Genomic DNA, 12,821 nt, shown 5'->3' on the forward strand with positions numbered 1-12,821 from the left:
AGGTGATGCCTCAGGGCCGAGCGCCCCCGCGCGGCCAGCGTTCCCGCGCCGCCAGCGGTCCCGCGCCGCCAGCGGTCCCGCGCCGCCAGCGGTCCCGCGCGGCCAGCGGTCCCGCCGCACCACCTTGTGCACCGGAACCGCACCCAGACCGACTGACGGTGCGCCTTTGGTGCACAAGGTGATGCCTCATCCCGGCACAGACGCCGCTCCGTGCTCCCGCGCCCTCCCGCGGTGCCGGGCCGAGTGGCGAGTCGCGACGCCTCGCCTGGCCTCGGACCACTCCGACCAGCCGCGCGGCAGTGCGGCGGGCGGACTTGCCGTGGCGTACGCCGCGCGTGAGCGGGCACGCGGGCGCCGGCTTGCGGTGGCCTGGGCCGCGCGTGGCGGCAGGCCACCGCGGACGGCGGTGCGGCGGGCGGGCTTTGCGGTCACGTACGCCGAGCGTGAGCGGGCACACGGGCGCGGGCAGGCGGGCGCGGGCAGGCGGGCGCGGGCTTGCGGTGGCGTCCGCGCGCGGGGCAGACAGTGGTGCGGCGGGCGGTGGGCGGTGCCATGGGGTACGCCGCGCGGGGCGGGCGCGTGGTCGTGGTGGGCTGAGGCGTCTTGCGGTGGGTGGGGACCTGACATAGCAAGTCCCCACCGACCACAACCTGACTCAGGTTCCGCAACCAGCACCGCACTTCGGTGAGTGCCCAGGCGGGTTGGCGGCCAGCGCGCGGCTGGTGGCGGGCAGCGCGCGGATGGTGGTGTTAAGGCGGGGTTGGTGGAGGTAGGGCGGGGCTGGTGGAGGGCAGCGCGGCTGGTGGAGGTCGGGCGCGGCTGGTGGAGGTCGGGCGCGGCTGGCGGAGGTGGGGCGGGGTTGGTGGAGGGGCGGGGTGTTAGGGGCGTTTGTGGATGACGAGGGGTAGGACGGCGGTGGCGCCGGCTTCTCGGAGTTTGGCCGTGGCTACGGTGACGGGCCATTGGGAGGAGGTGGCGTCGACCAGGAGGAGGATCGGGCGGCCGGTGATCTGCTGAGCCGTCGCCGCGTCGACCTGGAGGCCGTCTCGCCAGAGTCTGGCTTCTTCGGCTGAGGACAGGTCGTCGGTGTAGCCAGTGCGGTCGATTGTTAGCTCGGCTCGATCCAAGCGGCCGACTGTGGCTACGTGGTCGGCCATAGCGGAGGTGAGCTCAGGGTGACCGCCGGCGGCTAGAGGTACGACGACCTCCGGGCGTCCCGACCACGAACCGCGCCACCGCGACAGCGCAGCGACCGCACCGGCCTTCAGCGCCTCCAAAGCATCTGCCTGAGGCGACCCGCCGAATGCGCCCTGCAGGACCTCGCGCCACTCGGGTGCGTCGGCGTAGACGATGATGCGGCCGGGCTCGGCCGACAACGCGGGCGGGATCTTCCCGCGGGCGCCGAACGCGCCGCCGGGCCACATCTTGCGTGGCTCGAGGACGTGAACCTCGCCGCGGAGCAAGCGGACGATCGTCGCCACAGTCTCCGGATCGGGTCGCGACTCCAGCGGTGAAGGCAACTCCCCCAGACACACCGAGCAGCGCCCGCACGGCTCGGCCGACGGATCGTCCAACGACTCCTGGAGAAGTTGCATGAGGCAACGATCACCCCGGGTATATGCGCGCATGATGTCGGCCTCGCGCCGCCGCACCGACACGATCCCGTCGTAATGCTCCGCGTCGAAGCTCCAGTCCGCTCCGGTCCGCACCCAGCCTCGCTCGACTCGGTCGACCGCTCCGTCCACGGCCAGCTGCTTCAACATCAACTCGACCCGCGTACGCCGCAGACCGGTCTCAGCCTCCAGCGCGGGCGCAGTCGCCGGCTCGTCCGGGCCGTACCCTTCCAACGCCCGCAGCAGCCGCTGCACGTTCTCCGGGACCGGAATGGTCGCCGTCGCGAAGTAGTCCCACACCCCCGAGTCCGCATCCGACGGCAGCAACGCCACCACCGCATGATCGATCCCACGCCCGGCGCGACCGACCTGCTGGTAGTACGAAACCGGCGACGGCGGCGACCCCACGTGCACCACAAACCCGAGGTCCGGTTTGTCGTACCCCATCCCCAGCGCAGACGTCGCGATCAGCGCCTTCAACTGATTCGCCCGCAGCGCATCCTCGAGACTCGCCCGCTCCCCCGCCTCGAGTTGACCCGTGTACGCCGCAACGGGCACATCCCGTCCGTGCACCTCTTGAACCAGCGAGGCCAACCGCTGCGCATCCGCGACAGTCAACGCGTAAACGATCCCGGACCCGGGAAGCGTCGGCAGCTGATCGACAACCCACGCGAATCGATCGAGTGGGGACAGCTTGTCCACGACGGCAAGCTGCAGACTCGCCCGCGCGAGCGGCCCACGCAGTACGAGCGTCGACTCTCCCAACTGCTTCGCCACATCTTCGGTGACCCGCGAGTTGGCCGTGGCCGTCGTCGCAAGCACCGGCGTCTTCGGGTTGAGCTGCTGCAGTACGTCGGACACCCGCCGATAGTCCGGCCGGAAGTCATGCCCCCAGTCCGACACCGCATGCGCCTCGTCAATCACCAGCAGACCGACCTGCCCGGCCAGCCCGTCGAGCACCCGCCGTCCGAACCCCGGGTTGGCCAACCGCTCCGGCGACACCAGCAGCACGTCGATGGCGCCCGACCGCAGGTCCTGCTCGATACCTGACCAGGCATCGATGTTGTTCGAGTTCAGCGTCGCCGCGCGCAACCCGGCCCGGCTCGCGGCGCCGACTTGATCGCGCATCAACGACAGCAGCGGCGAAACCACCAGCGTCGGCCCCGCGCCCTCCGACCGTCTGATCGCGGTCGCTGCCCAGTACACGGCTGACTTGCCCCAGCCGGTCGCCTGCACGACCAGCACCCGCGCGGCCGGCTCACACAACGCTGCGACCGCGGTCTCCTGATCCGCACGCAACCGAGCGTCGTCACCAGCGATCGCACGAATCACGTCGCCGGCAACCTTCGCGCGGTCGTCGGTCAAAGCAAGCGGTCCATCGGTCTCGGCCATGCCGGAAACCCTAGACGCCCGCACCCCCAGTCCGCTGGCCGCGGCCCCGGAGCTGTGGATAACCTCAGGCGCACTTCCCCGGATGACACGGCTCGCCCTCGTTGTCCATCAACCGACGCGGTCCCGGGCCCTTCGCGGCCAACGCGTCGTACGGATTGGCGAGCGCACATCGATCGAGGGACAGGCACCCGCAACCGACACAGTCCTTGAAGTCGTCGCGGAGCTGCTCGAGATGCAGGATCCGACGGTCCAGTTCGGCCTGCCAGCACTCCGAGATGCGCTCCCAATCGGACCGCGTCGGCGTCCGGTTCTCCGGCAGCAGCTTCAAGATCGCTGCGACCTCGGCCAGCGGTACGCCGACCCGCTGGGCGATCCGCACCAACGCCACCCGGCGCAACGTGTCCCGCTTGTACCGGCGCTGGTTCCCCGACGTACGGCGGCTCAGGATCAAGCCCTGGCGTTCGTAGAAGTGCAGTGCAGAGATCGCCACGCCGCTGCGTTGCGACAGCTGCCCGACCGTCAGCTCACCAGGCTCGATGTCCATCGCCCATCCCTCCAACCTCAACTTAAATCGAGGCTAGCGGACAAGGTCAGGCAGTAACGAGTCGGCGTCCTATGCTCGCGGACATCAGCGCGGCCGCCGCGCAGAGTCCGCCGGCCAGGTACCAGGCCAGGTTGTAGCTGCCCTGCGCGTCCCGGATCGCACCGGCGCCGGTCGCGGCCAGCGCAGCGCCGACCTGGTGTGACGCGAACACCCAGCCGAACACGATCGGCCCGTCCTGCCCGAACCACTCACGGCACAGCGCGACGGTTGGCGGCACGGTGGCCACCCAGTCCAGTCCGTAGAAGATGATGAACACCCACGTGCTCGGTGCGGCGGTCGGTCCAAGCAGCGACGGCAGTACCAACAGCGAGAGTCCACGGAGTGAGTAGTAAGCGATCAGCAGGAACCGCGGGTCCCACCGGTCGGTCAGATAGCCCGAGAAGATCGTGCCGCCGACGTCGAACAGACCCACCAGAGCCAGAAGCGAGGCAGCAGTCGTGGCAGGCATGCCGTGATCGTGCGCGGCGGTCACGAAGTGCGTGCCGACCAGACCGTTCGTCGAGGCGCCACAGATCGCGAAGCCACCCGCAAGCAGCCAGAACGCAGGCCGCCGTACGGCCACCCCCAGCGCACGCACTGCTCGCACTGCACTGCTACCTGTCGTCTCGACCCGCTGCCCCGCAGTACTCCCCTCCGGAGCGCCATACGCCCGCAGCCCAACGTCGCTCGGGTAGTCACGGAGGAACAGCAACACCAGCGGTACGACGGCCAGCGCAGCACCGCCTGCCACGAGTGCAGGCACCCGCCATCCGTGGTGCGACGCCAAGGACGCGATCAGCGGTAGAAAGACGAGCTGACCAGTCGCACCGGCGGCCGTGAGGATCCCCGTGACCAGTCCGCGGCGGTGGACGAACCAGCGCCCGGTGATCGTCGCCACGAACGTCATCGACATCGAGCCGGTGCCGACGCCGACCAGGAGCCCCCAGCAGAGCAGCAACTGCCAGGCAGACGTCATGAAGACGGTCAGACCACTGCCCAGCGCGATCAGCACCAGCGCGCCGCTGACGACCTTGCGCAGCCCGAGTCGGTCCATCAGTGCGGCAGCGAACGGCGAGATGCCGCCGTACAGCAGCAGGTTGATCGACACCGCCGACGAGATGGTCGCGTGCGACCACCCGAACTCCTCGTGCAGCGGATCGAGCAGCACACTGGGCACCGAACGGAACCCGGCCGCGCCGATCAGGGTCACGAACCCCACCACAGCGACCGCCCAGGCCAGGTGCACCCGGGGAGCCTTCTTCGTCGCGAGAATCTGCGTCACCCGATCAAGGGTGCGGGTTCGACCGCCATCGAACTAGTGGCCAGATGGACAACATGTGTCAAAATATGGCCATGAGCCCACGTCACCTGACCTCCGTCGGTCCACACGTGGTCGCCGTCCTCGCCCTCGAGCCGGTGGTCGGGTTCGACCTGACCATCCCGCCGACCGTGCTGGGCGCGGCGACCAAGGCCGACGGCACGCAGCTGTACGACGTCCGCATCTGCGGCCTCGGCGGCCCGGTCCGGGCGGGAGCCGGCTTCAACCTCATCCCGGACTACGGACCCGAGGCGCTGGCCGATGCCGACACGGTGATCGTCCCTGGCACCTACATCCACCAGCCGCGGTACGACGGCACGCTGCCCGACGACCTGGCCGCTGCGCTCGAGACGATCCGCCCGGGAACCCGGATCGCCTCGATCTGCACGGGCGCCTTCGTGCTCGGCGCGGCCGGCTACCTGGACGGCCGGCCCGCGACGACGCACTGGGAGCGGGCCGAGCTGTTCCGCAGTGTCTACCCGCAGGTGAAGCTCGACGAGGACAAGCTGTTCATCGACGACGGCGACATCCTCACCTCGGCCGGCCTGGCCGCTGGCGTCGACCTCTGCCTGCACCTGATCCGCCGGGACTTCGGCAGCGAGGTCGCGAATCGGGCCGCCCGGCACTGCGTCGTACCGCCGTGGCGGGACGGCGGGCAGTCGCAGTACATCGAGCGGGCCATTCCAGAGGAAGGCAGTGAGGGTACGTCGCCGACGCGGGCGTGGGCGCTCGCGCGACTCGGCGAGGAGATCAGCCTGGCCGCGATGGCGGCGTACGCGCAGATGAGCGTGCGTACCTTCAGCCGCCGCTTCAAGGCCGAGACGGGCCAGTCGCCCGGCACCTGGCTGCTACAGCAACGCGTGCGGCATGCCTGCAACCTGCTGGAGACGACCGATCTGTCTGTCGACCGTGTCGCCCACGAAGCAGGTCTCGGGACCGCCGCGTCGCTGCGCCACCACCTTCGCTCCGAGCTCGGTGTCTCGCCGCTCGCCTACCGCAAGACCTTCCGGGCCGGCTGAACGTCAGAGCACCACGAGGTCGTGGGGCTGGTTGTTCATCGACTCGCCGCCGTCCGCGGTGACCACGACGATGTCCTCGATCCGCGCACCCCACCGGCCCGGCTGGTAGATGCCCGGCTCGACGCTGAACGCCATCCCCGCCTCGAGCGGCAGGTCGTTGCCCGCCACGATGTACGGCTCCTCGTGCACGTCCAGCCCGATCCCGTGCCCCGTCCGGTGGATGAAGTACTCACCGAAGCCCGCCGCCGCGATCACGTCCCGCGCGGCCGCGTCGATCGACTCCGCCGTCACACCAGGCCGAACCGCATCCACGGCAGCCTGCTGAGCCTCCTGCAGTACGGCGTATGTCGCGGCCACGTCGGCGTCCCGCGGCGTGCCGACGGCGTACGTGCGCGTGGAGTCGGAGTTGTAGCCCTCGGCAACGGGTCCGCCGATGTCGACGACCACCACGTCGCCGGCCTCGATCACCCGCTCGGACAGCGCGTGGTGCGGGCTGGCGCCGTTCGGACCGCTGGCGACGATCACGAAGTCCGCCTCGGTGTGGCCCTCCTCGACGATCGCGGCGGCGATGTCGGCGCCCACCTCCGCCTCCGTCCGCCCCGGCCGCAGCCACTCGCCGACCCGGGCGTGCACCCTGTCGATGGCCGCGCCCGCCTTCCGCAGGGCCTCGATCTCGGCCGTGTCCTTGCGCATGCGCAACTCACGGACGATCGGCCCGGCCAGCACCTGCTCGGCCTTCGGCAACGCGTCGCGGATAGCCAGCACATGCAGCGCCGGCGTGAAGTCGCTCACCGCGACTCGATCGACGCCACCGAGCCGCTCGGCCGCCAGGTTGTACGGATCGACACCGTCCACCCAGGTGATGACGTCGACCCCGAGCTCCTCCAAGCCGGTGAACCCCGGCGCCTCGAGCTTCGGTACGACGAGCGCCGGCGTCCCGTCCGCGGGGATCAGCAGCGCGGTGAGCCGCTCGAACGAACCACCCGGCTGACCGATCAAGTAGCGAAGATCCGAGCCCGGCGCGATGACCAGACCGGTGCCTGCCGCGGCCTCGCGGGCGCGATCCAGGCGGGAACGGAGGACGGCGAAGTCGGGAATCGGAGGGAGTGCTGAGCGACGGGCCATGGGTCGACTCTAAAACTGTCGGGAGCGATTGCTAAAACCTCTCTCATGACTCTGCACCATGTGGCCTTCGGCGACGGCGTTCCGGTTCTCGCGTTGCACGGCTGGACTCCGGACCACCGGCTGATGACCGGCTGCCTCGAACCGATCTTCAGCCAACTGACCGGGTACCGGCGGCTCTATCCCGACCTGCCAGCGATGGGCCAGAGCCCGGCCGGCGACATCGACAGCTCCGACGGCATCATGGCGGCCGTCCGGGAGTTCATCGACGAGCAGATCGGTGACGAGCCGTTCGTGCTCATGGGCGAGTCGTACGGCGGATACCTGTCCCGCGGCCTGGTCGCCGAGCGCCCCGAGCAGATCCTGGGCATGGGCTTGATCTGCCCGACCGGCACGCTCTGGCACAAGGACCGGAAGCTGCCCGAGCACGCCGTACTGCGGACCGAGCCGGGCGTGCTCGAGTCGCTGACCGAGGGTGAAGACTTCACCGAGCTCGCGGTGGTGCAGACCGCGGCCGCGCTGGCCGCCTATCGTGCCGATGTCGCGCCCGGTCTCGCGGTCGCAGACCTGGCTGCGATGGATCGGATCCAGGAGAACTGGGCGCTGTCGACGGCGCCGGAGAGCGGTCCGGTCTACACCCGGCCGACGTTGGTGCTGTGCGGGCGGCAGGACGCTGTCACCGGCTACGAGGACTGGTACGAGCTGCTCCCCCACTACCCGCGCGCGACGTTCGCCGTGCTCGACGTCGCCGGGCACAACCTGCAGATCGAGCAGCCTGAGTTGCTCGGCGCGCTGGTGCGGGAGTGGTTGCAAAGAGTCAGCCAGGGGCTCCCGCGCGTGGCTACCAGCGGGTAATGTCGGCCGCATGGTGACTGGGAAGCGTGCGTTCGGGTGGCCGTTGGTTGTCGCGCTCACCAACGGGCGCACCAGGATCTCCGACGAGCGGTTGACCGCGGCCGTGCGGGACAAGGTGGTCCTGGTGACCGGTTCGTCGTACGGGATCGGCGAGGCGACCGCGCGACGCCTGGCAGCAGCCGGAGCGACGGTGTTGCTCGTGGCGCGAACCGAGGAGCAGTTGCAGGTCGTGGCCGACGAGATCCGGGCGGACGGCGGGTCGGCGTACGTGTATCCGGCGAACCTTGCGGATCCTGCGGCGGTCGAGGAGCTTGTGCGGACGGTGCTGGCCGAGCACGAGCGGGTCGACGTCCTGGTGAGCAACGCGGGCAAGTCGATCAGGCGGTCGGTCGCCGACACGTACCAGCGGTTCCACGACATCGAGCGGACGAATGCGATCAACTACCTCGGCCCGGCGAAGCTTGTGCTCGAGCTGCTCCCGTCGATGCGCGAGCGCGGGTCGGGTCACATCGTGAACGTGTCGACGGCCGGGGTGCGGACGCCACCGATGGCGCGGTGGTCGGCGTACCTGGCGTCGAAGAGTGCTTTTGATGTGTGGCTGCGGTGCGTGGCGCAGGAGGTTCGCGGGGACGGGGTGACGACGTCGACCGTCTATATGGGACTGGTGCACACGCGGATGAGTGAGCCGACGCCCCTGCTGAACAAGATGCCCGGCCTGACGCCAGAGCAGGCCGCCGATCAGGTGTGTACGGCGGTGGCGGAGCGGCCGCACAACATCACGCCGCCGTTCGTCCGCCCGGCCGATGCCGTGGGCAACTTGTTGCGGGTGCCGACGGACCGGTTGCTCGAGCAGTACTACCGGCGTACCGGAGGCGGGAAGAAGCGATGAGAACGATCCGCCCGATCGGGCCGATCCGTCCGCCGGAGTGGCTGATCCAGAGCGCGGCCGACGTCGGCGAGTTGTCGGTCGCGCTGATCCGGTCCGGCGTCTGGCGATCGGCCGGGCCGGCGCAGCTCGTGCGGATCGAGCGCGCGTTGCGGACGTGGGGCCAGTCGATGGCTGCGCTCGGCGTGATCGCGGCGATCCGGTATCCCGATCGTGCGGCGGTGATCTCAGGCGATCACCAGCTCACGTACGCCGAGCTGGACCGCCGGTGCGAGCGAATCGCGGCCGGCCTGCACGCGCAGTACGACATCGTTGCCGGCAGCAAGGTCGCCGTCCTTTGCCGGAACCACATCGGCTTCCTGGAGGCGACCCTGGCAGCGTCGCGGATCGGCGCCGACGTGCTGTTCGTCAACACGGAGTTCGCTCCACCTCAACTGCGGGCTGTTCTCGAGCGGCACCGCCCGGATCTTCTGGTCCACGACGCAGAGTTCGCCGCGCCGGAAGATATCCCGGCGATCACGTCCGATCTCCAGGAAGTTGCCGACAGCCGTGCGGCGAGTGCGCCGACGCCCGATTCGGCTGGGCACATCACGATTCTGACCTCCGGGACGACGGGCACACCGAAGGCAGCGCCGCGGGTGCCGACCGCTGCGGGGCTCGCGGGGCTGACCGCGAGTGCGCTGAGCAGGTTCGGGGTGCGATCGGGTGAGCCGGTGATTATCGGGCCGCCGTTGTTCCATGGGCTTGGATTGTTGACGTCGATGTTGGCCTTGTTTCTCGGGGCGCCGTTGGTGTTGCGGCCGCGGTTCGACGCTGCGACGTTGCTGTCCGATGTGGAAAGGAACCGGGCGGGTGCGGTGGTCGCCGTGCCGGTGATGCTGCGGCGGTTGCTGGAGTTGGGGCCGACGGCGATCGCGGAGTACGACCTGCGTTCGTTGCGGGCCGTGATCTCCGGGGCGTCGCAGCTCGGTGTGCCGCTGGCTGAGCGGTTCATCGAGCGGTTCGGGCCGGTGCTGTGCGACGCGTACGGGTCGAGCGAGGTCGGCATCGCCACGATCGCCAACTCCGCGGACCTGCTCGACGCGCCCGGCACGGTCGGTCGCCCGTGCCTCGGCAGCTCGATCCGGATCCTCGACGACCAGGACCACGCAGTGCCGACCGGCACGACCGGGCGGATCTTCGCGGGTGGCGGGCTCGTGTTCGGCGGGTACTCCGACGGTTCGAGCAAGACCGTGGTCGACGGGCGGATGAGCACCGGCGATCTCGGCCATCTCGACAATGCCGGCCGGCTGTTCGTCGACGGCCGCGAGGACGACATGATCGTCTCCGGCGGCGAGAACGTGTACCCGGTCGAGGTCGAGGAGTGCCTCGCGGCGCATCCCGCGGTCGCCGAGGCGGTCGTCAGCGGCGTACCCGACGATGACTTCGGTCAACGGCTGGTCGCGTACGTCGTACTGCGCGAGCCGGCGACCGAGGACGAGCTGATCGCGCACGTGAAGGCGAACCTGGCCCGCTACAAGACCCCGCGCCAGATCGTCATCCTCGACGAGTTCCCGCGCAACGCCACCGGCAAGGTCCTCCGCAGCAAACTCAGCCCGCCGTGAACAGACCGTAGAACCGCGTCATCCGCTCGAGCGCGCCGCCCTCGTCCCCGAACGACACCGCGACCGTCTCGGCCCCGGCTTCGGCGAGCTCATGAGCCATCGCGACAACAGGTCCCGGATCGCCTTCGGACCAGTCGAGCCGAGTGCCGACCTTCACCTGCCGCTCCCCGAACGACCGCAGCCGCGCGACCGCCGCGCTGAACCCGGCGCCGTCCAGTCCGAGCCCCTGCCACTCATCGCCGAACCGAGCCGCCCGCCGCAACGCCGGCGTCGTCGTACCGCCGATCATGATCGGCAACGGCGCCCGAAGCTTCGGCTCGAACACCCCGCCCCGGTCGCGCCCTTCGAACAGGTCGCGAAGGATCTCCAGCGAAGAGTCCGTACGCCGCCCGCGTTCCTCGAACGGGACGCCGACGGCCGCGAATTCCTCGTGCGCCCAACCGGCCCCGAGCCCGAGTACGACGCGCTCGTCCGACAGCCGGTGCAACGTCGCAGCCTGCTTGGCGACCACGAAGGCGCTTCGCATCGGCAACACCAGCACAGATGTCCCGAACCGGATCCGGCTCGTGCGCGCAGCAAGGTACCCGATTGTCACGAGCGGCTCGTACACACCGCCGTACGTCGAGCCGAACTCGCCCGGCGGGAGCAGGTGATCGGGCAACCACGCCGTACCGTAGCCAAGCTCCTCGGCTGCCACGGCCAGCTCGACGAGTCGCTCGGGCGGCATCGCTGCCGACTCGTCCGGCAGGACCACCTGCAGCTCAACCATGCGCTTGACCTTAACCGCTTGTCCTGCGGTGGCGGCGATTGATGGGAGAGTGGGTGCCGTGAAGATTCTCGTCGGATACGTACCAACGCCCGAAGGTGAGGCGGCGCTGGCCGCTGCGGCGACCGAGGCCGAACTGCGCGGCGCCTCGGTCCTGCTGCTGAACACCAGCCGCGGCGACTCCTACATCGACGCCCGCTACGCCAACGCCGACGAGATGGCTGCCGCTGAGGCCAGGCTGCGCGAGCAAGGCGTCGAGGTGACGATCCAGCAGGCGGTGACCGAAGGCGACGTGGCCGGCGCTCTACTCAAGGCGGCCGCCGCGGAGGACGTCGGGCTGATCGTGCTCGGTCTGCGCCGCCGCTCCCCCGTCGGCAAACTGATCCTCGGCAGCACCGCCCAGCGCGTCCTGCTCGAGTCGCCCGTCCCGGTCCTCGCCGTCAAGGTCCCGTCACCACACGACTGACCGCAAGAACGCGGAACCCGCTCCGACCCACAGGTGAACGGGCGCCTTCGGGGTGCCCTGGAGCGGAAGGAACTGTGCATGTCATATCCCGAGGTTGGCGTCGGCCTGCCGGTGGTCGGGCTGTGCGGGCCAGATGCGGTGGTCGAGATCGCGACGGCCGCCGACGAGCTCGGATTCGCGGCGGTATCAGTCTTCGAGCGGCTGCTGGTGCCGGCGGCGCCCGATTGGGTGAACCACGCCGGATTGCCGAGGGAGACGGCCTACGACGCCTTGGAGACGCTGACGTACGTGGCGGCGCGGACCGAGCGGGTCCGGCTGCACACCGCCGTACTCGTGCCGCTGTTCCAGCAGCCGGTCGTGCTGGCGCGGCGGGTTGCGACGATCGATCAGCTCTCGGGCGGGCGGATGGATCTGGGCATCGCGCTCGGTTGGCTGCCGGAGGAGTTCGTCGCTGCGGGCGTGCCGGCGCGCGGGCGGGTGGCGGCGTTCGAGGAGTCAGTCGCCGTACTGCGGGCTTGCTGGGGGCCTGATCCGGTCGAGTTCGCTGGTGAGCATTACACCGTGCCGATGGCGACGCTTGGGCCGAAGCCGGTGGCGCCGCTCACGCTGTACGGCGGTGGGGTCGCGCAGCCGGCGATCGAACGAGCTGCTCGGATCGCTGACGGGCTGACGCTTGCGCATCGCGACTGGGAGTCCACGTGTGCGGCGATCGGGTGGTATCACGAGGCCGGTGGTTCCGGGCCGATCGTCCTCCGGGCGGGGCCGATGAAACCGCATCCGATGCTGCAAGGGCCGGTGGGTTTCACGCCCGAGACGATCCTCGATGACCTGCGGCGGGCGGCCGCCGAAGGGATCACCCGGGTGGACTGGGACCTCAACCTCATCGGCACGCCGATCCCCGACCAGGTCGCGGCGTTGAAGACGCTGGCGGGTCACCTGCGGTAATCCGGATGAGGGGCTGGGGCGGGCCGCCTAAACTGGACTGGTTATGCCTGATGCCCGGACCGAGTCCCCGAGTCCATCCCCAGTTCCCTCACAAGACCCAGCCGCCACACGTCGCCCTCGCCGTCGTCGCAGGCCGGGCACGGGAGGCAACAACGCCACCCCGGCACCCTCGACCGACGAGCGCGGCCAGCGCGGCGGCTCGCCCAGCACCCCGCCCACCGGAAACGGCGCTCGCAGCGGCGGCTCCTCCAG

11 protein-coding genes are annotated in these 12,821 nt (G+C 69.9%); 6 read left to right on the forward strand and 5 right to left on the reverse strand.

From position 1 onward, the window contains the following. Positions 1 to 878: 878 nt before the first annotated feature. The 3 genes from EV645_RS34895 to EV645_RS34905 form a co-directional block, all read right to left on the reverse strand. Positions 879 to 3,005, reverse strand: coding sequence for a RecQ family ATP-dependent DNA helicase (locus EV645_RS34895; RefSeq protein WP_130448330.1), 2,127 nt, complete (start codon positions 3,003 to 3,005; stop codon positions 879 to 881). 64 nt (positions 3,006 to 3,069) lie between these two features. After that, entirely contained in the window at positions 3,070 to 3,549 is a 480-nt protein-coding gene (gene soxR, locus EV645_RS34900) for a redox-sensitive transcriptional activator SoxR (protein ID WP_130448331.1), read from the reverse strand. 46 nt (positions 3,550 to 3,595) lie between these two features. Next, positions 3,596 to 4,870 (reverse strand): MFS transporter, encoded by a 1,275-nt coding sequence (locus EV645_RS34905; protein WP_242000848.1) that lies wholly within the window; start codon positions 4,868 to 4,870, stop codon positions 3,596 to 3,598. A gap of 71 nt (positions 4,871 to 4,941) precedes the next feature. On the opposite strand from EV645_RS34905, the gene EV645_RS34910 reads away from it, so the two are divergent. Further along, positions 4,942 to 5,925, forward strand: coding sequence for a GlxA family transcriptional regulator (locus tag EV645_RS34910; RefSeq protein WP_198682059.1), 984 nt, complete (start codon positions 4,942 to 4,944; stop codon positions 5,923 to 5,925). A gap of 3 nt (positions 5,926 to 5,928) precedes the next feature. Here EV645_RS34910 and EV645_RS34915 read toward each other — a convergent pair whose 3' ends face one another. Continuing rightward, positions 5,929 to 7,050: a M24 family metallopeptidase gene (locus EV645_RS34915; RefSeq protein ID WP_130448333.1), complete on the reverse strand. Its 1,122-nt coding sequence runs from the start codon at positions 7,048 to 7,050 to the stop codon at positions 5,929 to 5,931. 45 nt (positions 7,051 to 7,095) lie between these two features. Between EV645_RS34915 and EV645_RS34920 the strand changes: the two genes are divergently transcribed. Genes EV645_RS34920 through EV645_RS34930 form a run of 3 tightly spaced genes read left to right on the forward strand, consistent with a single transcriptional unit; the run spans position 7,096 to position 10,392 of the window. Continuing rightward, on the forward strand, positions 7,096 to 7,902 hold the full coding sequence (locus tag EV645_RS34920) for an alpha/beta fold hydrolase (RefSeq protein WP_130448334.1): 807 nt from the start codon (positions 7,096 to 7,098) through the stop codon (positions 7,900 to 7,902). Positions 7,903 to 7,912: 10 nt separating this feature from the next. Beyond that, positions 7,913 to 8,791 (forward strand): SDR family NAD(P)-dependent oxidoreductase, encoded by an 879-nt coding sequence (locus EV645_RS34925; protein WP_130448335.1) that lies wholly within the window; start codon positions 7,913 to 7,915, stop codon positions 8,789 to 8,791. Continuing rightward, on the forward strand, positions 8,788 to 10,392 hold the full coding sequence (locus EV645_RS34930) for an AMP-binding protein (protein ID WP_242000849.1): 1,605 nt from the start codon (positions 8,788 to 8,790) through the stop codon (positions 10,390 to 10,392). Before EV645_RS34925 ends, EV645_RS34930 begins: the two co-directional genes overlap by 4 nt. On the opposite strand, the gene EV645_RS34935 is transcribed toward EV645_RS34930, so the two are convergent. Next, positions 10,379 to 11,161, reverse strand: a complete 783-nt coding sequence (locus EV645_RS34935) for an LLM class flavin-dependent oxidoreductase (RefSeq protein ID WP_130448336.1) — start codon at positions 11,159 to 11,161, stop codon at positions 10,379 to 10,381. The two genes, EV645_RS34930 and EV645_RS34935, sit on opposite strands and share 14 nt — an antisense overlap. Positions 11,162 to 11,219: 58 nt before the next feature. On the opposite strand from EV645_RS34935, the gene EV645_RS34940 reads away from it, so the two are divergent. Together EV645_RS34940 and EV645_RS34945 are read left to right on the forward strand one after the other, a co-directional pair. Beyond that, positions 11,220 to 11,624, forward strand: a complete 405-nt coding sequence (locus EV645_RS34940; protein WP_130448337.1) for a universal stress protein — start codon at positions 11,220 to 11,222, stop codon at positions 11,622 to 11,624. Positions 11,625 to 11,702: 78 nt separating this feature from the next. After that, positions 11,703 to 12,569, forward strand: a complete 867-nt coding sequence (locus EV645_RS34945) for a TIGR03619 family F420-dependent LLM class oxidoreductase (RefSeq protein ID WP_130448338.1) — start codon at positions 11,703 to 11,705, stop codon at positions 12,567 to 12,569. The last annotated feature ends 252 nt before the right edge of the window (positions 12,570 to 12,821 follow it).

The organism is Kribbella rubisoli (genome assembly GCF_004217145.1).
Classification (GTDB): Bacteria; Actinomycetota; Actinomycetes; order Propionibacteriales; family Kribbellaceae; genus Kribbella; species Kribbella rubisoli.